Annotated in this window: 19 protein-coding genes; 4 read left to right on the top strand and 15 right to left on the bottom strand. The window is 70.5% G+C overall.

Going from position 1 to position 24,584, the window contains the following annotated elements; genetic code table 11:
• Nucleotides 1-3 precede the first annotated feature (3 nt).
• The 8 genes from mraY to ITJ60_RS16300 all read right to left on the bottom strand — a co-directional run bounded on the left by mraY (nt 4) and on the right by ITJ60_RS16300 (nt 9,364).
• On the bottom strand, nt 4-1,107 hold the full coding sequence (gene mraY, locus ITJ60_RS16335; protein ID WP_194648701.1) for a phospho-N-acetylmuramoyl-pentapeptide-transferase: 1,104 nt from the start codon (nt 1,105-1,107) through the stop codon (nt 4-6).
• Complete coding sequence (locus ITJ60_RS16330; RefSeq protein WP_194648700.1) at nt 1,104-2,612, bottom strand: UDP-N-acetylmuramoyl-tripeptide--D-alanyl-D-alanine ligase; 1,509 nt, start codon at nt 2,610-2,612, stop codon at nt 1,104-1,106. Before ITJ60_RS16330 ends, mraY begins: the two co-directional genes overlap by 4 nt.
• Nucleotides 2,609-4,273, bottom strand: coding sequence for a Mur ligase family protein (locus ITJ60_RS16325; protein WP_194648699.1), 1,665 nt, complete (start codon nt 4,271-4,273; stop codon nt 2,609-2,611). The genes ITJ60_RS16330 and ITJ60_RS16325 overlap by 4 nt, the downstream gene beginning before the upstream one ends.
• 14 nt (nt 4,274-4,287) lie before the next feature.
• Entirely contained in the window at nt 4,288-6,057 is a 1,770-nt protein-coding gene (locus tag ITJ60_RS16320; RefSeq protein WP_194648698.1) for a peptidoglycan D,D-transpeptidase FtsI family protein, read from the bottom strand.
• 49 nt (nt 6,058-6,106) lie between these two features.
• Nucleotides 6,107-6,823 (bottom strand): hypothetical protein, encoded by a 717-nt coding sequence (locus ITJ60_RS16315; RefSeq protein WP_194648697.1) that lies wholly within the window; start codon nt 6,821-6,823, stop codon nt 6,107-6,109.
• Between the two features lies 1 nt (nt 6,824).
• Nucleotides 6,825-7,802, bottom strand: a complete 978-nt coding sequence (gene rsmH / locus ITJ60_RS16310) for a 16S rRNA (cytosine(1402)-N(4))-methyltransferase RsmH (RefSeq protein WP_194648696.1) — start codon at nt 7,800-7,802, stop codon at nt 6,825-6,827.
• Between the two features lie 106 nt (nt 7,803-7,908).
• Nucleotides 7,909-8,340 carry a division/cell wall cluster transcriptional repressor MraZ gene (gene mraZ, locus ITJ60_RS16305; RefSeq protein ID WP_071254530.1) on the bottom strand — a complete coding sequence of 144 codons (432 nt, stop codon included), beginning with the start codon at nt 8,338-8,340 and terminating at the stop codon, nt 7,909-7,911.
• A 622-nt stretch (nt 8,341-8,962) separates the two neighbouring features.
• Nucleotides 8,963-9,364, bottom strand: a complete 402-nt coding sequence (locus ITJ60_RS16300; RefSeq protein WP_131846264.1) for a DUF3040 domain-containing protein — start codon at nt 9,362-9,364, stop codon at nt 8,963-8,965.
• 110 nt (nt 9,365-9,474) lie between these two features.
• On the opposite strand from ITJ60_RS16300, the gene ITJ60_RS16295 reads away from it, so the two are divergent.
• Nucleotides 9,475-10,593 carry a polyprenyl synthetase family protein gene (locus ITJ60_RS16295; RefSeq protein WP_111085795.1) on the top strand — a complete coding sequence of 373 codons (1,119 nt, stop codon included), beginning with the start codon at nt 9,475-9,477 and terminating at the stop codon, nt 10,591-10,593.
• Nucleotides 10,594-10,663: 70 nt separating this feature from the next.
• On the opposite strand, the gene ITJ60_RS16290 is transcribed toward ITJ60_RS16295, so the two are convergent.
• Nucleotides 10,664-11,020, bottom strand: coding sequence for an Rv2175c family DNA-binding protein (locus ITJ60_RS16290; RefSeq protein ID WP_111085815.1), 357 nt, complete (start codon nt 11,018-11,020; stop codon nt 10,664-10,666).
• Between the two features lie 171 nt (nt 11,021-11,191).
• Between ITJ60_RS16290 and ITJ60_RS16285 the strand changes: the two genes are divergently transcribed.
• Nucleotides 11,192-12,493: a LysM peptidoglycan-binding domain-containing protein gene (locus tag ITJ60_RS16285; RefSeq protein WP_323749203.1), complete on the top strand. Its 1,302-nt coding sequence runs from the start codon at nt 11,192-11,194 to the stop codon at nt 12,491-12,493.
• Nucleotides 12,494-12,575: 82 nt separating this feature from the next.
• The gene (gene pknB, locus ITJ60_RS16280) at nt 12,576-14,642 is read left to right on the top strand and encodes a Stk1 family PASTA domain-containing Ser/Thr kinase (RefSeq protein WP_194648695.1); all 2,067 of its coding nucleotides are present in this window, start codon (nt 12,576-12,578) and stop codon (nt 14,640-14,642) included.
• 299 nt (nt 14,643-14,941) lie between these two features.
• On the opposite strand, the gene ITJ60_RS16275 is transcribed toward pknB, so the two are convergent.
• The 3 genes from ITJ60_RS16275 to ITJ60_RS16265 form a co-directional block, all read right to left on the bottom strand.
• Nucleotides 14,942-16,327, bottom strand: coding sequence for a class II 3-deoxy-7-phosphoheptulonate synthase (locus tag ITJ60_RS16275; RefSeq protein WP_123340362.1), 1,386 nt, complete (start codon nt 16,325-16,327; stop codon nt 14,942-14,944).
• A 93-nt stretch (nt 16,328-16,420) separates the two neighbouring features.
• Entirely contained in the window at nt 16,421-17,146 is a 726-nt protein-coding gene (locus ITJ60_RS16270; protein ID WP_123292455.1) for a lysophospholipid acyltransferase family protein, read from the bottom strand.
• Nucleotides 17,147-17,207: 61 nt separating this feature from the next.
• Nucleotides 17,208-18,161 carry an ROK family glucokinase gene (locus ITJ60_RS16265; protein ID WP_111085799.1) on the bottom strand — a complete coding sequence of 318 codons (954 nt, stop codon included), beginning with the start codon at nt 18,159-18,161 and terminating at the stop codon, nt 17,208-17,210.
• A 122-nt stretch (nt 18,162-18,283) separates the two neighbouring features.
• On the opposite strand from ITJ60_RS16265, the gene ITJ60_RS16260 reads away from it, so the two are divergent.
• Complete coding sequence (locus tag ITJ60_RS16260) at nt 18,284-20,257, top strand: AMP-dependent synthetase/ligase (RefSeq protein ID WP_194648694.1); 1,974 nt, start codon at nt 18,284-18,286, stop codon at nt 20,255-20,257.
• A gap of 123 nt (nt 20,258-20,380) precedes the next feature.
• On the opposite strand, the gene ITJ60_RS19175 is transcribed toward ITJ60_RS16260, so the two are convergent.
• The 3 genes from ITJ60_RS19175 to ITJ60_RS16250 form a co-directional block, all read right to left on the bottom strand.
• The gene (locus ITJ60_RS19175) at nt 20,381-20,512 is read right to left on the bottom strand and encodes a hypothetical protein (RefSeq protein ID WP_260095359.1); all 132 of its coding nucleotides are present in this window, start codon (nt 20,510-20,512) and stop codon (nt 20,381-20,383) included.
• 125 nt (nt 20,513-20,637) lie between these two features.
• Nucleotides 20,638-21,141, bottom strand: coding sequence for a peptide deformylase (locus ITJ60_RS16255; RefSeq protein WP_123292453.1), 504 nt, complete (start codon nt 21,139-21,141; stop codon nt 20,638-20,640).
• Between the two features lies 1 nt (nt 21,142).
• On the bottom strand, nt 21,143-24,553 hold the full coding sequence (locus ITJ60_RS16250) for a pyruvate carboxylase (RefSeq protein ID WP_194648693.1): 3,411 nt from the start codon (nt 24,551-24,553) through the stop codon (nt 21,143-21,145).
• Nucleotides 24,554-24,584 lie beyond the last annotated feature (31 nt).

Genomic DNA, 24,584 nt, shown 5'->3' with positions numbered 1-24,584 from the left:
GGGTCAACCAACGCGTGCGATCCATTCGAGGTAGAAGAGGCCGACCCCCGCGGCGACGAAGAGCCCCGCGATGATCCAGAACCGGACGACGACCGTCACCTCGGCCCACCCCTTCAGCTCGAAGTGGTGGTGCAGCGGACTCATCCGGAAGATCCGCTTGCCGTGGGTGATCTTGAAGTACGCCCGCTGCAGGATGACCGAGCCGGTGACGATGAAGAACAGGCCGCCGATCAGGATGAGCAGGAGCTCGGTGCGGCTGAGGATCGCGAGACCCGCCAGCGCCCCACCGAGGCCGAGCGAACCGGTGTCGCCGAGGAAGATCTGCGCCGGCGAGGTGTTGTACCAGAGGAAGCCGATGAGCCCACCGCAGACCGCGGCCGCGACGACCGCCAGGTCGAGCGGATTGCTCACGGTGTAGCAGGCGTGCTCCGTGTTCGCGTCGAGACGGGCACCACCGCAGATCTGGTTGGACTGCCAGAAGCCGATGATGACGTACGAGCCGATCGCCAGGATGCTCGAGCCGGTCGCGAGACCGTCGAGGCCGTCCGCGACGTTGACGCCGTTCGACGTCGACACCGTGAGCAGCACGATCCAGGCCAGGAACAGCACGGTGCCGATGACCGTGCCGAGCGCCATGAAGTCGAGCCACGGGATGTCCCGGATCGCGGAGATCATGGTCGACGCCGGGGGCCTGCCGTTCGACGTCGGCACCACGAGGGCGACCGTGGCGAAGATGACGCCGACGATGACCTGGCCGAGGACCTTGGCCCACCCGCCGAGCCCGAGGCTCCGCTGGCGCCGGACCTTGAGGAAGTCGTCGATGAACCCGACGAAGCCCAGCCCCACCATGAGGAACAGCACGAGCAGGCCGGACAGGGTGATCGAGTCACGTCCGACCAGGTGGCCGACGAAGTACCCGATCACGGCGCCGATGATGAGGACGATGCCGCCCATCGTCGCGGTGCCGCGCTTGGTGTGGTGCGACTGCGGACCGTCGTCACGGATGAACTGCCCCCACCCGAGACGGTGGAAGAGCTTGATGAAGAACGGGGTGAGCAGCAACGTGAACACCAGCGACGTAGCGCCGGCGATGAGGAGCGCGATCATTCGGTGACACCTCCGAGGCGGTCGCCGAGGAATCGCAGTTCGGCCGACTTCGAGGACTTGACCAGGACCACGTCGCCGGGGCGGAGCATGTCCTGGAGTGACCGGACGGCGTCGTCGACGTCCTCGATGAACACCGACTCGCCGTCCCACGATCCCTCGAGGGTGGCGGCCTGGTGGATGGGCATCGCGCCGCGGCCGACGACCACGAGCTGTCCGATGCCGAGACGGACGACGAGCCGACCGATGCGGTCGTGCTCCTCGGTCGAGAACTCGCCGAGCTCGGCCATCTCGCCGAGCACGGCGACGGTCCGCTCCCCCGGACGCACGATCTGCGCGAGGGTCCGCAGCGCCGCTGCGGTCGAGTCCGGCGACGCGTTGTAGGCGTCGTTGATGACGGTGACGCCCTCGGGGCCGCCCTGCAGCAGCTCCATGCGCCAGCGCTCGGCGCGCGTCATCGACGCGAGCGCCGCGGCGCCGTCGGCGAGCGGGACGCCCCAGCGGTGGGCGACCGTCAGGGCGGCGGCCGCGTTCATCGCGTGGTGCTCACCCAGGATCGCGAGGCGCACGTCCACGTGATCCGGGCCTCCAGGCTGGGTACCGTCCGTCGGACGGTCGCCTTCCTGATCGACGGGAGGCGCGGTGAGGGTGAAGCGGGTGCCGCTGCGGTCCGTCTCGATGCCGGTGATGCGGTAGTCGGCATCCGCCGACGTGCCGAAGCCGACCACTTGGGCGGCCGTCAGGTCGCGCATCGACGCGACCCGGTCGTCGTCGACGTTGAGCAGTGCGGTCGCGGAGGCGGGCAGGTCGGTGACCATCTCTGACTTCGCGCGCTGCGTCGCCTCGATGCCGCCGAACTCGCCGGCGTGCGCCAGGCCCACCTTGAGCACGACACCGACGTCCGGCTCGGCGATCCGGACGAGCGCCGCGATGTGGCCGACGCCGCTGGCCCCCATCTCGACGACCAGGAACCGGGTGTCGTCCGTGACCCGGAGCATCGAGATCGGTGCCCCGACGTGGTTGTTGAAGGACCCCTCGGGCGCGACGGTCTCGCCGTGCTGCTCGAGGATCGTCCGGAGCATGTTCTTCGTGCTCGTCTTGCCGTTCGAGCCGGTGATGCCGACGACCTTGAGCGGTGCCGGACGCCCCTCGGCGTCGACGCGGTCGGCGGAGGCCATCCGGACCCGGGTGACGACCTCGTGGGCGAGCGCAGCGAGTGCTGCGTACCCGTCCGCGACGACGATCTGCGGCGCGGTGGTCTCGACGCGCTCGGGCGTGATGACCAACGCGGCACCGGCTTCGGTCGCGGCGGGCACGAATCGGCGCCCGTCCGTGACCTCGCCGGGCAGGGCGAAGAAGACACTGCCGGGGCGGACCAGGCGGGAGTCGGTCTCGACCGAGCCCTCCACCACCAGGTCGCCGGGCTCGGCGACGTCGGTCGCCTGGGCACCGCCGATCAGCTCGCCGCCGACCGCTGTGGCGATCTCGGCGAGGGTGAGCGCGATCATCGGAGGTCCTCGGCCGGACCGGAGTTCGGCTCCCAACCGGCTTCGCGCAGGGCCTGACGGGCCTCGTCGCGTGCCGAGTAGGGGGTGCGGACACCGGCGATGTCGCGGTAGTCCTGGTGACCCGGGCCGGCCCAGAGGATGGAGTCGCCTTCGCCGAGCAGACCGACGGCCAGGCGGATGGCGGCCTCGGGCGGGCTCACCTCGTGCAGCTCGTGGTCCGGGAACGCCTCGAGCGCAGCGTCGACCAGGGTCTTCCGGATCGACGCGGCGTCCTCGAAGCGGGGGTGGTGGTCGGTGACGACGAGGATGTCGCTGCCGGCCGCCGCGACGCGGGCCATGTCGCCGCGCTTCGTGGTGTCGCGGTCGCCGTCGGCGCCGAACAGCATGAGGACCTTGCCGGACGTGAACTGGCGGACGGCCGCGAGGGTGTTCTCGAACGCATCGGCGCTGTGGCCGAAGTCGACGTAGACGCTCGGGCCGTGCTCGCCCGAGACACGCTCGGTCCGGCCGGGCAGGTAGCACTCGATGGCGGAGACGCGGCGCACGTCGCCGTCGCGGTCGCTTCGGGCCTCGTGCTCGTCGCGGTCGTCCTCGTCGGGGTAGCGGCGGTGGTTGCTGTCGAGCGCGTGCGCGATGGCCCCGAGCTCGAAACCGCCCTCGACCAGCATGACGATCGCCAGTGCGGCGTTCGCGGCCATGTGCCAGCCGATCAGGGGCACACGGGTGGTGAGCTCGCGGCCCTCGGGACCGGTCAGGCGGAACTCGGTGTACGCGGCGTGCGCCTCGACGATGTCGACGTGCCACTCGGCCTCGACGTCCGGGTGCACGGTGATCGTCGTGACCGGGATGCGGGAGTCCTGCACCACGCGGTGGCCCCAGTCGGTGTCCAGCGAGACGACGCCGCGACGGGCGTGCTCGGGCTGGAACAGCGGGAGCTTCGCCTGGTAGTACTCCTCCATGTCGGCGTAGTCGTCGAGGTGGTCGTGCGACAGGTTCGTGAAGGCCGCGACGTCGAAGACGATGCCGTCGACCCGGTGGCGGCTGAGGGCCTGCGCGCTCACCTCGACGGCGACCGCGCGCACCTCGCTCTCGCGCATCCGGGCGAGGAGCGCGTGCATCTCGCTGGCCTCGGGCGTGGTGAGGCGGCTCGTCACGCTGAGCGTGCCGATGTGGCGCTCGGCGGTCGAGCTCAGGCCGGTGACCAGGCCGAGCTGCTTGAGGATCCCCTCGAGGATGTACGACGTGCTGGTCTTGCCGTTCGTGCCGGTGACGGCGAACAGCTGCGGCAGGTCGGTGGCCTCGTCCGGGTGGGTGCGGTACACCCAGGCGGACACGTCGCCCAGGGCAGCACGGGGGTCGTCCACGACGAGGACCGGCAGGCCTGCCGCTCGTGCGCTCTCCACGCCCGCGTCGTCGGTCAGGACGGCCACGGCACCGCGCTCGGCGGCCTCGGCGGAGAACTCCGCGCCGTGCCGGTTCGCACCGTGCACGCCGACGAAGACGTCACCCGGCTGCACCTCGGCGGCGCTCAGCGTGACACCGGTCGTCTCGACGGCGTCGAGGGAACCGACGACGCGGAGGCCGAACGCGTTCGCGAGTTCGGCGACCGCCCTCGGGGTCGGGTGTTCGGGCCGGAGGACCGGGGGGATCCGTGCGGACAAGTGTTCCTTCTTCCTCACCACGTGGACGGGTAGAGCTTCGCCTCGGACGCGGAGGGGGCTACTCGGTACTTCTCGAGCACCTGGGACATGAGTGTGCGGAACGCCGGAGCCGCTCCGCTCGACCACTTGTTGGTCTGCGGCTTCGTGAACGTCACCGTGACAACATACTGGGGGTCTTCGGCGGGTGCCATTCCGGCCACCGAGGTGATGCGCTGACCGCCGTAGCCCTTCGAGCCCTCGGCCACCTCGGCGGTACCGGTCTTCGCGGCGATGTTGTAGCCGGAGATCGGCTTCATGCCCACGAGCGTGCCGCCCGTGACCACGCTCTGGAGCATGTCGGTGACCTGGGTCGCAGCATCGGCGGACACGACGCGCTGCTTCTGCACGTCGGGCGCGTCGATGGTCGTGCCGTCCGAGGTGGTGCAGCCCTTGACGAAGTGCAGCGGGATCCGGACACCGTCGTTCGCGATGGTCTGGAACACGCTGGCGACCTGGACCGCGGTCGTCGAGATGCCCTGGCCGAACATCGAGTTGATGTTCGTCTGCTGGTCCCAGTTCGGGCTCGAGCCGTAGTCCATCGATGGCTGGCCCGGGTAGTCGATCGCCGACTCCGGCTCGAACAGTCCGAACTTCTGCATGTAGTCGTACCGCTGCTGAGCCGTCAGCCGGGCCCCGAGCTCGGTGATGCCGACGTTCGACGAGTTCTGCAGGATGCCGGTCAGCGTCAGGTTCTCGGTCTCGTGGAACTCGGAGTCGTGGATCGTGCCGCCCCAGGGGAAGGTGCGCGAGTACGGCACGACCGCCTGGTCGGTGGGGCTCGACTTGCCCTGGTCGATCAGGGCCGCGGCGATGGCGGCCTTGATCGTCGATCCGGGCTCGTAGCTCGCCGTGAGCGCCCGGGAACCGAACGCCCCCTTGTCGGTGGTGGCGTCCACGTCGTTCGGGTCGACGGTCGGGTAGTCGGCGACCGCGAGCAGCTCACCCGTCTTCACGCTGGTGACCGTGGCCGTGGCGGACTCGGCCTGCAGGGACTTCGCGGCGGACGCGATGGTCTGCAACGCCATGTACTGCAGGTCGCTGTCGATCGTGGTGACGAGCGTGCCGCCGTCCTTGGCCTGCTTCTTCGTCACGGTGCTGCCGGGCAGCTGGACACCATCCTCACCGCGCTCGTACGTCTCCGAGCCGTTCGTGCCGGCGAGGCACTTGTTGTAGGCGTACTCCAGGCCGGCCTGTGCGCCGTCGGTGCCCATGAAGCCGGTGACGTTGCCCGTGGTCGCACCCGTCGGGTAGACCCGCGACGCCTGCTGCTCCTTGTAGATCCAGGGGATGCCGAGGTCGGTGACGGCCTCGTAGTGCTTCACGTCGAGGCCCTTGACCAGGTACGCGAAGTCCGACTTCGGGTTCGCTGCGATGTTCTTCCGCATGGTCGCGACGTCGCCACCCGAGGCCTTCGCCAGGGCGGTGAGCGCCGTCGACACGCTGATGTCCTTGACCCGGGTCCCGCCGAGCTTCCCCTTGAAGGCCTTGACCAGGCGCGGGGCGGTGGTGATGTTGTACCGGGTGACGCTGTCGGCGAGTTCCGTGCCGTTGCGGTCGACGATCGACCCGCGGGTGCCGTAGATCGTCACCGGGATGCTGCGCTTCTGCGTCGACTGCTCGTTGAGGGCCGAGGCCTGCACGACCTGGATGTCGACGAGGCGGACCACGAAGACACCCACCAGGGCGATCACGGCGATCATCACGATGCTGTAGCGCAGTCGGCGGTTGCGGATCGTCTTCGTCACGCGGTGCGGTCCTTCCCGGATGGTGCTGAGGGTGGTTCAGACCCGCAGGTCACCGGGTGGAGGGCGCCTGGAGCTGGTTCGCGTCGGACTCTACGGAGGACTTCGAGGAACCCCCGTCCGACGCGCTGGCGCCGCTCGTCTTCTCAGACGCGGCGGTGCCGGTGCTGTCGGTGCCGGCGCTGTCGGTGCCGGCGCTGGCGGTGCCGGCGCTGGCGGTGCCGGCGCTGGCGGTGCCGGTCGTCGAGCCCGTCTCCTTGCTCGTCGACGTGTCGCCCTGCTTCGCAGCGAGGGGGACGTCGTTCAGCAGGGAGTTCGGCACCTGGTTCTCGGTGCTCGCGGTGGCTTGGTCGGCGACCGCCGGGGTCGGCGTGCCGTAGACCCGGCCCGTCTTCGGGTCGAGGTACACCGGTGTGGAGTTCGCGATCATCCCGAGGGACTGCGCGTTGCGGGCCAGGTTCTGCGGCGAGTCGAGCACACGGAGTTCCTCGGACAGCGACTGCTGCGTGCGGGACAGGTTCGTCTGCTCCGTGCCGAGCGCGCTCAGCGTGTAGGCCCCCTGGCTGAGCACCATGCTGATGCCGAGCTGGGCGAGCAGCAGGACGCCGAGTGCGACGACCGCGGTGACGGCGTAGCCGATGCGGGGACGTGCACGGCGCTGGGCCGCGGTCGGCGTGACCTCGACGAGCTCCGGTCGGCGCTGGCGGTCCGGGCGCGGGGCGCGGGACGGGACGACGGCGGGGTCGACGAGTGCGAGGTTCGTGCTCATGTCACTTCCGGATCCGCTCGGCCGCGCGCAGGCGCACGGGTGTTGCTCGGGGGTTGGCGGCGCGCTCGGCCTCGTCGGCCAGCTCGGCGCCCTTGACGATCAGGGAGAAGGTGGGGGCGTGCTCGGGGAGCTCGACCGGCAGCCCGGCGGGGGCGCTCGACTTCGTGCGCGCCACCAGTGCCCGCTTGACGATGCGGTCCTCGAGCGACTGGTACGACTCGACGACGATGCGACCGCCGACCGCGATGGCGTCGAGCGCCGCCGGGATCGCGCGTTCGAGGACGCTGAGTTCGGCGTTCACCTCGATGCGCAGCGCCTGGAACACGCGCTTCGCGGGGTGGCCCTGGCGCTGGATCGCGACCGGGGTCGCGTCGTGGAGCACCTGCACCAGGTCGCCCGACATCTCGAACGGCACGCTCGCGCGGCGGTCGACGATGGCCCGGGCGTAGCGGCCGGCGAGCTTCTCCTCGCCGTAGCGCTGGAAGATGCGGCGCAGTTCGCCCTCGTCGTAGGTGGCCAGGACGTCGGCTGCGGTCTGCCCCTCGGTCCGGTCCATGCGCATGTCGAGCGGGGCGTCCTGGCTGTACGCGAAGCCGCGCTCGGCCCGGTCGAGCTGCAGCGAGCTGACCCCGAGGTCGAAGAGCACGCCGTCGACCTGACGGAAGCCCTCGCCCTCGATCGCGTCGACGATGCCGTCGTACACGGTGTGCACCAGGCGGACGCGGTCGCCGAACCGGGCGAGGCGCTCCCCGGCGATGCCGAGGGCGTCGGTGTCACGGTCGAGGCCGATCAGCGTCAGGTCCGGGAAGCGCTCGAGCAGCCCCTCGGAGTGTCCGCCCATGCCGAGCGTGGCGTCCACGACGACCTTGCCCGGCCCGTCGAGCGTCGGCGTGAACAGGTCGACGATGCGCTCGAGCATCACCGGGGTGTGCGGGAAGCGTGGTGTCCCGTTGTCGTTGTCGTTGTCGTTGTCGGCCATGTGCAGCCCCTCGTCTTCCGGGCCGCGGGTCCGGATCCCCATCCATGCGACCTGACATCGGGGAAGTGATGTCAGGGCTTCACGGCTGGGAGTCCCGATCCACGGATCAGAAGATCCCCGGGATCACCTCCTCGTCGTTGTCGGCGAACGCCTCTTCGGCTTCGGCGTAGTAGGCCTCCCACGCAGTGGTCGACCAGATCTCGGCACGGTCACCGCTGCCGATGACCGTCAGGTCCCGCTCGAGCCCCGCGTACTCACGGAGGTTCTGCGGGATCGTCACGCGGTTCTGCTTGTCGGGCTGTTCAGCGCTGGCCCCCGAGAGGAACAGGCGCATGTAGTCCCTGGTGCGCTTCGACGTCATCGGTGCGGTCCGGATGCGCTCGTGGAGTTCCTCGAACGTCCGGGCGCTGAAGACCACGACGCAGCGTTCCTGGCCGCGGGTCATCACGAGTCCCCCGGACAGTTCGTCCCGGAACTTTGCGGGGAGGATCACGCGACCCTTCTCGTCGAGCTTCGGGGCATGAGTACCGAGCAGCACGTCGGGCCTCCCCTCCGCTCCACCGGACCGTTGCAAGCCCCACTTTACTCCACTGCCCTCCCCCCGGCCAGGATTCCGCTCCCTTTTCGGCCTGTGGCACCCCTTTTGGGGCCGTTTCGGCAGCTTTGAGAGCCGCACAGCCGTGGCGGATGCCCGTCGTGCCGGGGATCCGGGCGGGAGCGGCGGGTGTGGAGGAAAGTGGAGGACTTTCGCAGCCAGTGGAGCGCCCCGTGGCGCGGCGAGGTGCGGCGGCGTGTGGCGGGGGTGCGGAGGCGTGTGGCGAGGGTGCGCCGGCGTGTGGCGCGCTGCTGCTCGGCGGTGCTCGGCGCCGTGGCGTCTGCGCCCGATCGCTCCCGCGACGCCCCTGCCACGCCCCCTGCCACGCTCTCACCACGCCCGAGCCATCGCACCGAGGTTCCACGACATGCCGCGCGCAGGTCGCCGAGGTTCCACGGAGGGACGCCCGAGCGCGCGAGATGCCGAGATTTCGGAACCTCGACGACGCTCGACGCGGGGCGCCCCCGGGAACGCTCGACGACGCTCGACGCGGGACGCCCCGGGCACGCGAAACGGGGCCGGCCCGAAGGCCGGCCCCGTCACGAGGGAGGAGTGTGGAGGGCTGCTACTGCCCCTGGTCGTTCCGCTTGTCCCAGCGGTCGTTCATGCGGTCCATGAAGGACCCGCCGCCACCGCCGCCACTGGCAGGACGAGCCGAACCACCGGACGCCGGAGCACCCGGTCGGGCGGGCTTCGCCTTCGGGGCACGCATGCCCGGGCGCAACGCGAAGAGGACACCGGCGAGCATCACGACGAAGCCGAGGATGCCCAGCAGCGGGGCCTTGATCACGAGACCGACGATCACGATCGCGACGCCGGCGAGTGCACCGAGCACTCCGAGCGTGATGGCTGTGTACGTCGGACGACCCTGTCGACGTGTGACACGCGCCACGAAATCGGAATCGTTCTGGTAGAGGCTGCGCTCCATCTCTTCGAGAAGGCGCTGCTCCTGTTCCGAGAGCGGCATCTTGGTTCCCTCTGTTCCTGGGATCGACGCGGGGTTGAACAACCGGGCTGGAAAACACTCGGTTGAGTGGACCGATTCTATGTCCCAACCGCTCCACTAGGGTAGGGACTGTGGCTGAGAGTACGCGATTAGTGGACCTCGTATCGGCGCGTATCGACCGGGCACTCGACGAGCAGCGTGAACGGCTCCTCGCGATCAGCCCCGATCTCGCACCGTTCGACCTGTACGCCCGAGATCTGCTGTCCGGCGGCAAGCGCTTCCGGGCGCTGTTCTGCTACTGGGGATGGCAGTCGGTGGCGGGCCGTTCGGGCTCGTTCGACCCGCTCGCCGAGGGCTCCCGCCAGACCACGGCCGAGGCGATCGTCACGGTCGCCGCAGCGCTCGAGGTCTTCCACGCAGCGGCGCTCGTGCACGACGACATCATGGACCGCTCGGACACCCGCCGTGGGCGTCCCGCAGCACACCGCCGGTTCGAGTCCCTCCACCAGGAGTCCGGCTTCGTCGGCGACCGCGGGCAGTACGGCACGAACTCGGCGCTGCTGCTCGGTGACCTGCTGCTGTCCCTCAGCGACTCGGTGTTCGACGAGGGCCTCGCGCTCCTCGACCCGGTGCGCGCCCGCATCGTGCGCCAGGAGTTCCACGCGATGCGCCTCGACGTCACCGCGGGCCAGTACCTCGACGTGCACGAGGAAACGGCCTGGCCCGTCATCGACGAGTCCGAGCACCTGCTCCGCGCCCAGCGCGTCATCGTCTTCAAGTCCGCGAAGTACTCGATCGAGGCACCGCTCGTCATCGGCGCGCTGGTGGCCGGCGCGAGCGACTCGCAGCTGGAGGGCCTCCGCGCCTTCGGGCTCCCCCTCGGCGTCGCCTACCAGCTGCGCGACGACATGCTCGGCGTGTTCGGCGACCCCGAGGTCACCGGCAAGCCCGCCGGCGACGACCTGCGCGAGGGCAAGCGGACCGTGCTCATCGCCTCGGCCCGCAAGGCGCTGGCCAGTGGCCCGCGGCAGCTGCTCGACGAGCTCCTCGGCGACCCCGACCTCGACGAGGAGCAGGTGCAGATGCTCCGCGCCACCCTCACCGAGTCCGGTGCGGTCGCCGCGGTCGAGCGTTCCATCGACCGGCACGTGCAGCGCGCGAAGGCGGCGCTCGACGCGTCGCCGTTGACGCCGTCGGCACGGGAGCAGCTCGCGTCGCTGGCCGACACGGTCAGCCGCCGGTCGTCGTAGACGCGACACCAGGACAGACGGGAGGCCCGGTGCCAGCTGGCACCGGACCTCCCGTCTGCTCGGAACGCGTCTAGAGCAGTGACTGGGCCACGCGACGCACCTCGGCCTTGCGACCGGCGCGCAGCGCCGCGATGGGCGAGACGCCCATCGAGTCGTCGACGGTGAGCATCCAGCGGACCGCCTCGTCGTCGGTGAAGCCGTTGTCGCTGAGCACGGTCAGGGTGCCACGCAGCTCGGGCATGGGCTCGCGGTCCTCGAGGAACTCGCTCGGCACGCGCAGGACACCGCCGACGCGGGCCGCCAGCAGGGTCTTCTCCTCGAACAGGCGGTGGATCCGGCCGGGGCTGGTGCTGAACAGGTCCACCAGTTCGGGGACGGTCAGCCAGCGCTCGGAGAGGGAGAGGTCGTCGACGGGTGCAGCACTCACACGCCCATGGTGCCAGAGCGGGGCACCGAGTGAGTACGCACCGTTCGTCACATTCGTCACACGCACCACATCCGGCTCTCTGGTTGACTTGGGAATCACACCATGCCAGCGTTGTGCCACCTGTGAGTGCGCGCATGCACGCGCACGGGACAGTCGAGATCAGGAGAAACCGTGGACAACGCTGCAGACGAAGCCGCCCGGCGCGCACGATCCGCCCGGTTCGCGACCATGCCCATCGTCCTCGCGGGCACGATCGCGGTGACCGCCGGCCTGACCGGCCCCATCGCGCACGCCGAACCGCGCCACGACGACGCGGACTCGAACCACAAGCGCCATGTCGACCAGGACCGCAACGTCGGCAACCGTCCGGTCTTCGGCACCGCGGTCGCACGTCCGTCGCAGACCGTCGTCACGACGGTCGCCGCGACGACGAAGGCAGCCGCCCCCACGACCTACACCGTCCGTCAGGGCGACACGGTCTCGGGCATCGCCGCCCGCTTCGGCCTGTCGGCGCAGGAGGTCCTGGTGCGCAACGGCCTCGGCTGGAACACGATCATCCACCCCGGGCAGACGCTGCACCTGGCGTCGACACCCGCGGTGACGACGGCGCGCACGACCACGAGCGCCGGATCGACGTCCGGGTCCGGGTCGGGATCGAGTACCTCGAGCTACCACGTGAAGTCGGGCGACACCGTGTCCGGCATCGCGTCGCGGGTCGGCGTGTCGACGACCGCGCTCCTCAGCGCCAACAAGCTCTCGCAGCGCAGCGTGATCTACCCCGGCCAGACGCTCCGGGTACCGCACGGCTCGTCCGGTGGCGGCTCGGTGTCCACGGCCGCAGCGTCGTCAGGTTCGTCGAAGTCGAAGTCGAGTGTGAAGATCTCCTCGGGCGACACGATCGGCTCGATCGCTGCGTCCCACCACGTCTCCGTCGCCGCGCTGCTGTCGGCGAACGGCCTGACCTACACGAGCACGATCTACGCGGGCAAGACCCTCGTCATCCCGTCGTCGAGCACTGCTGCGACGACCGCCACGGCGCCGTCGCGCGCCGCGGTGAGCGCCGCCGTCGGACTGAGTGCCGAGCAGCGCCAGAACGCGGCCACCATCGTCGCCGTCGGCCGCTCCCTCGGGGTGTCCGACCGCGGCATCGTGGTGGCCCTGGCCGCCGCGATGCAGGAGTCGAGCCTGCGCAACCTGCCCCACGGCGACCGCGACTCGGTCGGCCTGTTCCAACAGCGGCCGAGCCAGGGCTGGGGCAGCGCGGCGAAGCTGCAGGACCCGGCGTACGCGACGAAGCTGTTCTTCGGCGGTCGCAGCAACCCGAACGTCGGCAAGACCCGCGGGCTGCTCGACGTGCCCGGGTGGTCGTCGATGAGCATCACCGACGCCGCCCAGGCCGTGCAGCTCTCCGCGTACCCCAAGGCCTACGCCAACTGGGCGAGCGCCGCCCAGGGCTGGCTGGCCACCCTCTGAGTCTCATCCGGAAGATCGAGATTGGGTCACGACCGGTGCGCCGGTGCGGTGTCGTGCAGTCTCGATTCGTAGAATGCCGCCGATGACCACCAACGCCGCCACGGATCCGATGATCGGTCGCATGATCGATCAGCGGTACCGCGTCCGCTCCCGCATCGCGCGCGGGGGCATGGCGACCGTGTACCTCGCGACCGACGTCCGCCTCGAGCGACGCGTCGCGATCAAGATCATGCACGGGCACCTGGCCGACGACCAGGCCTTCCGTGAGCGCTTCATCCAAGAGGCGAGGTCCGCCGCGCGGCTGTCCCACCCGAACCTGGTCGGCGTCTACGACCAGGGCGCCGAGGACGACACCGCCTACATCGTCATGGAGTACATCCCGGGCATCACGCTGCGGGATCTGCTGCAGGAGCACCATGCCCTGACGCCGGAGCAGGCGACGGACATCCTGCGGGCCGTGCTGGCCGGCCTCGCCTCGGCCCACCGCGCCGGCATCGTGCACCGCGACCTGAAGCCCGAGAACGTCCTGCTCGCCGACGACGGCCGCATCAAGCTCGGCGACTTCGGCCTGGCCCGGGCGACGACGGCCAACACCGCGACCGGGGCCGCCCTGCTCGGCACGATCGCGTACCTCTCCCCCGAGCTCGTCACCCGTGGCGCCGCCGACTCGCGCAGCGACATCTACGCGCTCGGCATCATGCTCTACGAGATGCTCACCGGCGAACAGCCCTACAAGGGCGAGCAGCCGATGCAGATCGCCTACCAGCACGCGAACGACACGGTGCCGGTCCCGAGCGCCGCGGTGTCCGGCGTCCCGCCCGAGCTCGACGAACTCGTCGCCTGGTCGACCGCCCGCGACCCCGAGGACCGTCCGCGCGACGCCCGCGAGATGCTCGACCACATGGCGGGCAACCAGCAGCGCGCCACGGGCCAGTACCGGACCGCCGTGCTGCGGCCCGAGAACGCGACCGCGATCCTGCCGTCCGGCGGCGAGGCCGCTGCCGGGCTCGGCGCTGCTGCCGCTGGTGCCCGCGCTGCTGCCGCCGACGCACCGGCTGCCACCGATGCCACGGCGATCATCGACAGCCCCGACCGCCAGCGTCCCACGGCACGAAACCGCAACACCGGTCCGGGCCCGCGCCGCACGGGCGCGCAGCCCGGGGTGCTCTCGCCCGCGGGACAGCGCCTGGCCGACCTCTCCGCGAAGCGTCGCAAGCGCGGCTGGATCGCGCTGTCGGTCTTCGTCGTGCTCCTGCTCATCGGCGCGGGCTTCGGCTGGTACTTCGGGCCGGGGCCGGGTGGCAACGTGCGCATCCCCGAAGTGACGGGCAAGTCGGTCTCGCAGGCCCGGCAGCTGCTCGAAGCCCAGGGCCTGCACGCGGCGTCGAAGACCGGAACCCGGTTCGACGCCGTCGTCGCGAAGGGACAGGTGTCCATCACCAAGCCGGCCGCGAAGCGCGAGGTGCAGAAGGGCACGTCGGTGCAGCTCGTCGTGTCGAACGGGCCGAAGATGATCGCGCTGCCGGCCATCGTCGGGCAGCCGATCTCGACCGTCACCGCGGCGCTCGACGACGACTTCGAGCTGCAGGACAACCGGTACGAGTTCTCGGCCGACGCTGCGAAGGACACCGTCATCGCGGCGACCGGCCGGGCCTCGGGCGGCGAGGCCCTCGACCTGACGTCGGTCAAGGCCTACGGCGAGACCGGCCCGGTCACGCTGACGGTGTCCCTCGGCGCCGTTCCGGACGTCGTCGGCAAGACCGTCGAGCAGGCCTCCGCCGAGCTCGACGCGGTCGGCCTGATCCTCGGCGCCCAGACCGAGGAGTTCGACGAGGACGTCCCCTCCGGGCAGATCGTCTCCGCGAAGGTGCAGGACTCCCCCGCCGTGCGCGGCAGCGCGATCGACGTCGTCGTCTCGAAGGGCCCGACGCCGATCACCCTGCCCGAGGACGGCGTCGTCGGCTCGACCATCAACGAGGCCACCGCGACCCTCGAGGGCCTCGGCCTCAAGGTCGCCGTTCCCGACTGCACGAACATCCTGTGCGGCTTCTACGACTGGAAGTCGTCGCTGCCGGTGACCGGCACCGACCCGGGCCCCGGAGCCACGGTGTACCGCGGCGACACGGTGACGCTCTCCTACGACCAGTAGGCGGTCGCGCCCGCCCCGTCCGGTCCGGTCCGCCGAAGCGACACCTGTCCGCACGGCCTCGCCGAAGGCACCGCGAAAGCGACAGTGTGCCGTCGGACATCGGCGGCACACTGTCGCTTTCGCGGACCGGCGCGGCCGATGCCTCGTGAAGCGGGCAGTGGACGCAACCGGCACGCCGGACGGGAGGCGCGGCACGGAGCCGCCACGGGCCTCCCGTCCGACACGCGGAAGCGACAGAACCCCGCGAACAGTTCGCGGGGTTCTGTCGCTCTGGCGGGACTGACGCGACCCGCTGCGCGCTACGCGCGCACGTGCGGGTGCGCGCCGAGCTCCTCGGCCACGAGGAACGCGAGCTCGAGCGACTGCATGTGGTTCAGCCGCGGGTCGCAGAGCGACTCGTAGCGGGTGGCGAGGGTGGCCTCGTCGATGTGCTCCGACCCGCCGAGGCACTCCGTGACGTCGTCACCGGTGAGCTCGACGTGCATGCCGCCCGGGTAGGTGCCGACCTGCCGATGCGCCTCGAAGAAGCCGAGGACCTCGTCCACGACGTCGTCGAAGCGACGGGTCTTGTAGCCGGTGGGCGTGGTCAGGCCGTTGCCGTGCATCGGGTCGGTGACCCACAGCGGGTTGGCGTCCATGCCCTTGATCGCCTCGAGCAGCTTTGGGAGCTCGTCGCGGATCTTGCCGGCACCCATGCGCGTGATGAACGTCAGACGGCCGGGCTCGCGGTTCGGGTCGAGCTTGTCGACCAGGGCCTTCATGTCGTCGACGCTCGTGGTCGGGCCGAGCTTCACGCCGATCGGGTTCCGCACCCGCGACAGGAAGTCGACGTGCGCACCGTCGAGGTCACGCGTGCGCTCCCCGATCCAGATGAAGTGGCCGGAGGTGTCGTAGGCAAGACCGGAACGCGAGTCGATCCGGGTCATCGGGCGCTCGTAGTCCATGAGCAGACCCTCGTGCGACGCGTAGAACTCGACGTGCTTCAGTGCCTCGAAGTCGGCACCGCAGGCGTCCATGAAGCGGATCGCGCGGTCGATCTCCTTGGCGAGGTGCTCGTACCGGGCGTTCGCCGGGTTCGACGCGAAGCCCTTGTTCCACGAGTGCACCTGGCGCAGGTCGGCGAAGCCACCCTGCGTGAAGGCACGGACGAGGTTCAGGGTCGACGCGGCCGTGTGGTACCCCTGCACCAGGCGGCGCGGGTCGGCCGTCCGGCTCTCCGGCGTGAAGTCGTAGCCGTTCACGATGTCACCGCGGTAGGCGGGCAGCGTGACGTCGCCGCGGGTCTCGAAGTCGCTGGAGCGCGGCTTGGCGAACTGCCCGGCCATGCGCCCCATCTTGATGACGGGCATCGACGCACCGTAGGTCAGGACGACGGCCATCTGCAGGATCGTCTTGACGCGGTCGCGGATGGAGTCGGCGGTCGCGCCGGCGAAGGTCTCGGCGCAGTCACCGCCCTGCAGCAGGAACGCCTTGCCCTGTGCGGCGGCGGCGAGCCGCTCGCGGAGCTTGTCGACCTCGCCCGCGAAGACGAGGGGCGGCAGCGTGGCGATCTCGGCCGAGGCTGCCTCGGCCGCCGCGGCGTCGGGCCACGTGGGCTGCTGCTTGATGGGGAGCGTGCGCCAATAGTCGAGACCCTCGATGACGTCCGGATCCTGCAGGGCGACGAAGTCGGTCGACTCGAACAAGGGCGTTACCTCGGTGTTCTGTGCGGGCGGCCCGCCTGGCCGCCGGAAGGCGGCAGAACGGGCGTCCTGGCGGAGTGCCGGGACCATCAGAGCCTAACGTGCGGGCGACGACTTCCGTTCCCGCATGACTGCCTCGCGTGCCGAGCTCGCGCGTTCCTTGACGCTCGTGGCGTAGACGTCGACGTACTCCTGACGACTCAGCCCCGCGAGCTCGTGCATGACCTCGTCGGTGACGCTGCGCAGGATGAACCGGTCGGTCTCGAAGCCCTGGAAGCGCGAGAAGTCGAGCGGCTTGCCGAACACCACGCCGACGCGCTTGATCTTCGGGAAGCGCTGCCCGATCTGCTGCACCTCACGCGTGCCGACCATGGCGACGGGGACGACGAGGACCCGGCCCTCGAGGATCATCCGCGCGATCCCGGTGCGACCGCGGTACAGCTTGCCGTCGGGGCTGCGGGTGCCCTCCGGGTAGATGCCGAGCTGCTCGCCGCGGGCCAGGACCTGCAGGCCGGTGCGGAGCGAGGCCTCGGACGCCTTGCCGCCGGAGCGGTCGATCGGCAGCTGGCCGATGGCGTTGAAGAAGGTCTTCGTCGCCCAGCCCTTGAGCCCCCGCCCGGTGAAGTAGTCGCTCTTCGCCAGGAAGGACAGCCGCCGGTCGAGCACGGCCGGCAGGATCACCGAGTCGATGAACGAGATGTGGTTGGACGCGAAGATGACCGGGCCCTTGGCGGGGACGTTCTCGCGGCCGACCACCCACGGGCGGAACAGGGTGAGGATGAGCGGGCCGAGCAGGAAGTTCTTCAGCAGCCAGTAGGTCATCGACGACTCCAGGTGGTGGGGTGGGCCTGAGCGACCCTACGCCGTGCGGGCCGGTACGCGGTTACGCCGTGCGGGCGTGGATGCGGGCCAGGTCGGCGGCGCCGACGACTCCGGCGTCGTTCACCAGCTCGGCGATCACGAAGTCCGGCTCGGGGTGGTAGCCACGCGCCGGCAGGTTGTTGAGGTACGCCTGCTTGATCGGGTCGAGCAGCCGGTCCCCCGCGCTGGCGACCCCGCCGCCGAACACGAACAGCTGCGGGTCGAGCACCGCGGACAGCGAAGCGCAGGCCTCACCGAGGTGACGGCCGAGGCGACGGAGCGCCGCGAGGGCACCAGGGTCGTCGGCCAGGATCAGGTCGCCCACGATGTGCCCGTCGAGCTCGCCGCCGTTGGCTTCGCGCGCGTCGGCCAGCGCGGAGCCGATGCCGCCGGCGTCGGCGACGTCGTTCGCCATCCGCTGCAGGGCACGGCCGGATCCGTACTGCTCGATGCAGCCACGCGCGCCGCAGCCGCACGGCAGACCGTTCGGCACGATGCGCAGGTGGCCGATCTCGCCGCCGGTGCCGAACCCGCCGCGGAACAGGCGGTCCTCGGTCACGATGGCGCCGCCCACACCGGTACCGATGGTGAGCATCGTCATGTCGGAGACGAGCCGGCCGGCGCCGAAGCGGAACTCAGCCCACCCGGCGGCGTTGGCGTCGTTGTCGACCGTGATGTGCAGGTCGCCGAGGCGCTGCTGCAGCTTCTGGCGCAGGGGCTCGTTCCGCCACCGGATGTTCGGCGTGTAGTAGACGATCGACTGCGAGGCGTCGATGAAGCCCGGGGCCGCGACGCCGACCGCGCCGACCTCGTGACCTGAGCTGAGTCGCTCGACCATCGAGACGACGTCGTCGAGCATGGCGTTCGGGTCCGCAGCGTTGGTGGCCACGCGGTCCTCGGCGATGATCTCGCCGAGTTCCGTCACGACCGCTCCCGCGATCTTGGTGCCCCCGATGTCGATTCCGATGGCGTGCACGGTCCAAGAGCCTACCGGTTCACCGCGAACTCACGGAACGCCCGGTGACGCGTCCTATGCTGGCTGTGTCGCCTCGCAGGATGAGGCGCCCTCGAATCGAACCGGCAGACAAGGGAGTCACCGTGAACGATCAGCGACCCGAACGCGCCAGCGTCACCACCGACGGTGCTCTCGCCGACAGCGCGGTCACCGACGGCGCACGTCCCGACGGTGCGGTCACCGACAGCGTCGGCGTTCCGACCGGGAGGCACGCCTCGCGTCCGACGAGCGGCCCCGTCGCCCCGGACCACGGCTCTGCAGCGCGGCTGCTCGGCGACCGCGCCCGGCTGACGCCGTCGCGTCCGATCCTGGCCCAGCGCCACGGCGACACGTGGACGACGATCACCGCCGGCGAGGTGCTCGCACGGGTCCGCGGCATCGCGAAGGGCTTCGTCGCCGCCGGCCTCGAGCCCGGCGCCCACGTCGCGATCCTGTCCCGCACCCGCCTGGAGTGGACGCTCGTCGACTTCGCGGTGTGGACGGCGGGCCTGGTCTCCGTCCCCGTCTACGAGACGAGTTCTCCCGACCAGGTCCGGTGGATCCTCTCCGACTCCGAGGCCGTCGCGATCGTCGTCGAGCAGGAGGAGCACGCGCGTCGGGTCGCCTCGATCGCCCCGGACCTGCCGCACCTCGGGCAGCACTGGACGATCGACGGCGGCGGGCTCGACGACCTGACCCGGCTCGGCGAGGACGTCACCGACGACGAACTCGACGCGCGGACGGCATCGGTGCACGGCCACGACGACGCGACGATCATCTACACCTCCGGGTCGACCGGACGCCCGAAGGGGTGCGTCCTGCGGCACGACAACTTCACCGCGACGGTCGAGAACGCCAGTGTCGCGATGCCCGAGGTCGTCGCGGACGGCGCCTCGACCCTGCTCTTCATCCCGATGGCCCACGTGTTCGCCCGCTTCATCGCGGCGATGTCCGTGTCGGCCGGGGTGCTGGTCGGCCACGAGCCGGACACGAAGGACCTCATGCAAGCCGTGTCGTCGTTCAAGCCGTCCTTCCTGCTGGCGGTCCCCCGGGTGTTCGAGAAGATCTACAACGCCTCCGAGCAGAAGGCCGACCTCGCTGGCAAGGGGAAGATCTTCCGGGCCGCTGCGGACACCGCGGTCGCCCACTCCGAGGCCTTGGCCGCCGGTCGGGTCCCGCTCGTGCTCGGCCTGAAGTTCAAGCTGTTCGACAAGCTCGTCTACGCGAAGCTCCGGAACGCCCTCGGTGGTCGCACCGAGTACGCGGTCAGCGGCTCTGCGCCGCTCTCGCCGCGGCTGTCGCACTTCTTCCGCTCGATCGGGGTGCTCATCCTCGAGGGCTACGGGCTCACCGAGACGACGGCCCCCGCGACCGTGAACCGTGCTGCGGAGCTGCGCATCGGCACGGTCGGTCGGGCCCTGCCCGGTGTCGAGATCCGGATCGCCGACGACCAGGAGATCCTGATCCGCGGCGTCGACGTGTTCGACCGCTACTGGCGGAACGACGAGGCCACCGAGCAGGCCTTCACCGACGACGGCTGGTTCCGCACGGGCGACCTCGGACGGCTCGACGACGACGGCATCCTGACGGTGACCGGACGCGCCAAGGAGCTCATCGTCACCGCGAGCGGCAAGAACGTCGCACCGGCACCGCTCGAGGACGGCGTCCGCGAGCACCCGCTCATCGGGCAGGTCGTGGTCGTCGGCGAGGGCAAGCCCTTCGTCGCCGCCCTCGTCACACTCGACCGCGAGATGCTCCCGGGGTGGTGCGAGAGCCGCGGGATCACGCCGGCGCTCTCCGCGCACGAGGCCGCGTACGACGAGCGCGTGCTCACCGCCGTGCAAGAGGCCATCGACACCGCGAACGGCCGGGTCTCACGAGCCGAGTCGGTCCGGTCGTTCACGATCCTGGACACCGAGCTGACGGAGGGCTCCGGACACCTGACGCCGAAGCTGACGATCAAGCGCTCGGTCATCCTGCGCGACTTCGCGGCCGACATCGACCACATCTACTCGGGGTCGAAGGTGCAGACGACTGCGACGCCCGTCATCGAGGAGCGTCGGGGGCGCCGCGCGTAGCGTCCCGCCGTCTCGACGTACCGGGCTGGGCCGGTTCAGGCCGGTTCGGGCGTACCGGGCCGGTTCGGGCGTACCGGGTCGTTTCTTCCGACCAGGTACGCCCGATTCCGCCAGGTGCGGGGGTCAAGCCTCCGGCGACTGCTCCGTCGCGGGGGCGTCGAGGACGGCGGTCGAACCGGTGGCGACCGTGGTGTCGGCCGGACGACGGTTGGTGCGGGTGCGGTGGGAGCTGAGCTCGTCAGTCTGACTGGTCATGCGGGAGTCCTGGGGGGATGGGATGGTCGCCGGTGGGAGGCCGACGCCGATACGGTACCTCTTCGTCAGGACAAAGCGACAATCCCCCGTGGGGGTGTCATGAGCAGGCACTCATGACCAGCGGATCAGTGGAACCACTCCTGCGCCCGGATGTCCCGCAACGCCTGCCGTCGGACCTCTGGTTCGAGCGTCATCACGTAGACGGTGCCGTCCAGGTGGTCGACCTCGTGCTGCAGCGCCTCGGCCATCAGCCCGGTGCCCTCGAGCACCACCTCGGCGCCGTCGACGTCGACGCCACGGACCTTGGCGTACGGGTGCCGCCGGGTCGGGTAGCCGAGCCCGGGGACGGACAGGCACCCTTCCTCCATGAGCTCGGGCTCCCCCGAGACCTCGACGACCTCGGGGTTCAGGACGTACCCGACCTCGCCGTCGACGTTGTACGAGAACGCGCGGAGTCCGACACCGATCTGCGGCGCGGCCACACCGGCTCGGCCGGGCTCCTTGACGGTGTCGATCAGGTCCTGCACGAGGTCGCGGACCCCGCTCGACCCGAGTGCCGCCGGAGCGATCGGGTCCGCAGGCGAACGGAGGACGGGGTCGCCGAACAGGCGGATGGGACGGACGGTCAATTTACTGCAGCACCACCAGGAGGTCGCCGGCGTCCACCTGCTGGGTCGCCGGGATCGCGAGACGGCCGACGGTGCCCGCCACGGGCGCCGTGATGGCCGCTTCCATCTTCATCGCCTCGATGCTCGCCACGGCCGCTCCGGCCTCGACGACGTCACCGACGGCGACCTTGAGCGTCACCACACCGGAGAACGGCGCGGCGACGTGCTTCGGGTCGGACTTGTCGGCCTGCTCGGCGACCTTCGTCTCGACCTCGATCGACCGGTCGCGGACCGAGACCGGGCGGAGCTGCCCGTTCATCGTGGCCATGACCGTACGGATGCCCTTGTCGTCGACCTCGCCGATCGCCTCGAGCCCGACGAACAGGTTGACGCCCTTGCCGAGCGGCACGACGTGCTCCTGCCCGGGGCGCAGCCCGTACAGGTAGTCGACGGTCGGGACCACGGACAGGTCGCCGTACTGCTCGCGCACCTGCTCGAACTGCGCCGTGGGCTGCGGGAACAGCAGCCGGTTCAACGCCTGCTGGCGCTCGGGCCCCTGGGCGTCGAGGTGCGCGCGCTCGGCGTCCGGCACCGGGGTGATCTCGAGGCGGACGTCGCGGCCCGCCAGGACCTTCGTCCGGAACGGCTCCGGCCACCCACCCGGCAGGTCACCGAGCTCGCCGGCCATGAACCCGACGACGGAGTCCGGGATGTCGTACTTGTCCGGGTTCTGCTCGAAGTCGGCCGGGTCGGCGTTCACCGCGGCGAGTTGCAGCGCGAGGTCACCGACCACCTTCGACGACGGCGTGACCTTGGTCGGGCGTCCGAGGATCCGGTTCGCCTCGGCGTACCAGTCCTCGACCTGCTCGAACCGGTCGCCCAGGCCGAGCGCGATCGCCTGCTGGCGGAGGTTCGACAGCTGACCACCGGGGATCTCGTGCTTGTAGACCCGACCCGTCGGACCGGGCAGCCCGGACTCGAACGGGGCGTAGGCCCGACGGACCGCCTCCCAGTAGGGCTCGAGGTCGCCGACCGCGTCGAGGGACAGTCCGGTGTCGCGCTCCGTGTGGGCCAGGGCGGCGACCAGCGCGGACATGCTCGGCTGGCTCGTCGTCCCGGCCATCGGCGCCGAGGCGACGTCCACCGCGTCCGCACCGGCACGCGCGGCGGCGAGGAGCGTCGCGAGCTGCCCACCGGCGGTGTCGTGCGTGTGCACGTGCACGGGCTGGTCGAAGCGTTCGCGCAGGGCGCCGACGAGCTTCTCGGCGGCGCCGGCGCGGAGCAGGCCGGCCATGTCCTTGATGCCGATGACGTGCGCACCGGCCTCGACCATCTGCTCCGCCAGGCGGAGGTAGTAGTCCAACGTGTACAGGTCCTCGGCAGGATCGAGGAGGTCGGCGGTGTAGCAGAGCGCCGCTTCGGCGACGGCCGTGCCGGTCGCGAGCACTGCCTCCAGGGCCGGTCGCAACTGGCTGACGTCGTTGAGCGCGTCGAACACGCGGAAGACGTCGACGCCCGTGGCGGCGGCCTCGGCGACGAACGCGTCCGTCACCTCGGTCGGGTACGGGGTGTAGCCGACCGTGTTGCGGCCGCGCAGCAGCATCTGGATCGGGATGTTCGGCATCGCCTCGCGCAGCGAGGCCAGGCGCTCCCACGGGTCCTCGCCGAGGAACCGGAGGGCGACGTCGTACGTCGCACCACCCCAGGCCTCGACGCTCAGCAGCTGCGGCGTCAGCCGCGCGACGTACGGTGCGACGGCGACGAGGTCCTTCGTGCGGACGCGGGTGGCGAGCAGCGACTGGTGCGCGTCCCGCATCGTCGTCTCCGTCACGGCGAGCCGCGTCTGAGCACGGAGCGCCTTCGCCCACTCGGCCGGACCCTGCGCCAGCAGCAGGTCGCGCTGGCCCTCGGGCACCGGGGCGCTGAGGTCGAGGGCGGGGAGCTTGGCGCTCGGGTCGGTGACCAGCGGCGACCGCTCACCGTTCGGCTTGTTCACCGTGACGTCGGCCAGCCAGTTCAGGACCTTGGTGCCGCGGTCCTTCGACACGTGGCCGCTGAACAGCTGCGGACGCTCCTCGATGAACTTCGTCGAGACGTCGCCGCGGGCGAAGTCCGGGTCCTCGAGCACGGCCTGCAGGAACGGGATGTTCGTGCTGACGCCGCGGATGCGGAACTCGGCGAGGGCCCGCTTCGCACGGGCGACGGCCGTCGGGAAGTCGCGTCCGCGGCACGTCATCTTGGCGAGCATCGAGTCGAAGTGCGGGCTGATCTGCGCACCGGTGGCGACCGTGCCGCCGTCCAGACGCACGCCGGCACCGCCGGGGCTGCGGTACGTGGTGATGCGGCCGGTGTCCGGCCGGAAGCCCTGCGTGGGGTCCTCGGTCGTGATGCGGGTCTGCAGCGCGGCCCCGTGCACGGAGACGGTGTCCTGCGTCAGGCCGAGGTCGGCGAGCGACTCGCCCGAGGCGATGCGCATCTGCGACTGCACCAGGTCGACGTCGGTGACCTCTTCGGTGACGGTGTGCTCGACCTGGATGCGCGGGTTCATCTCGATGAAGACGTGCTGGCCCTCGCGCTCGCCCTCGGTGTCGAGCAGGAACTCGACGGTGCCGGCGTTCACGTAGCCGATCGAGCGGGCGAAGGCGACCGCGTCCCGGTGCAGAGCCTGGGCGACGGCGGGGTCGAGGTTCGGCGCCGGGGCGATCTCGACGACCTTCTGGTTGCGGCGCTGCACGGAGCAGTCCCGTTCGAACAGGTGGATCGTCCCCGCTTCGGTACCCGTCGCGTCGGCGAGGATCTGCACCTCGATGTGCCGCGGCCGGATCACCGCCTGCTCGAGGAACATGGTCGGGTCGCCGAACGCACTGTCGGCCTCGCGCATCGCTGCTTCGAGCGCTGCACGGAGTTCGGGCTTGGTCTCGACGCGGCGCATGCCACGACCACCACCGCCGGCGACGGCCTTGGCGAACACCGGGAACCCGATGGCGTCGGAGCCGGCGATGAGCTCCTCGATGTCACGACTCGCCGGGGTGCTCGCGAGGACCGGCACGCCGGCCGCGATCGCGTGCTCCTTCGCGGTCACCTTGTTGCCGGCCATCTCGAGCACGTGCTCGCCCGGACCGATGAAGGTGATGCCGGCTGCCGCGGCCGCGGCGGCGAGCTCCGGGTTCTCGGACAGGAAGCCGTACCCCGGGTAGATCGCGTCGGCGCCCGACTCGCGCGCCACGCGGATGATCTCGGAGACGTCCAGGTACGCCCGGACCGGGTGGCCCCGCTCACCGATCAGGTAGGCCTCGTCGGCCTTCAGACGGTGCAGGGAGTTCCGGTCTTCGTAGGGGTAGACGGCGACGGTGCGCGCCCCCAGTTCGTACGCGGCACGGAATGCGCGGATGGCGATCTCACCACGGTTCGCCACGAGGATCTTGCTGAACACGACGTCCCTTTCAGCCCGGGTTGAGGTGAGA

The organism is Curtobacterium sp. VKM Ac-2884 (assembly GCF_015350945.1).
Classification (GTDB): Bacteria; Actinomycetota; Actinomycetes; order Actinomycetales; family Microbacteriaceae; genus Curtobacterium.
Note: the sequence above shows the minus strand (reverse complement) of the source record. Positions and strands in the feature narration are given on the sequence as shown.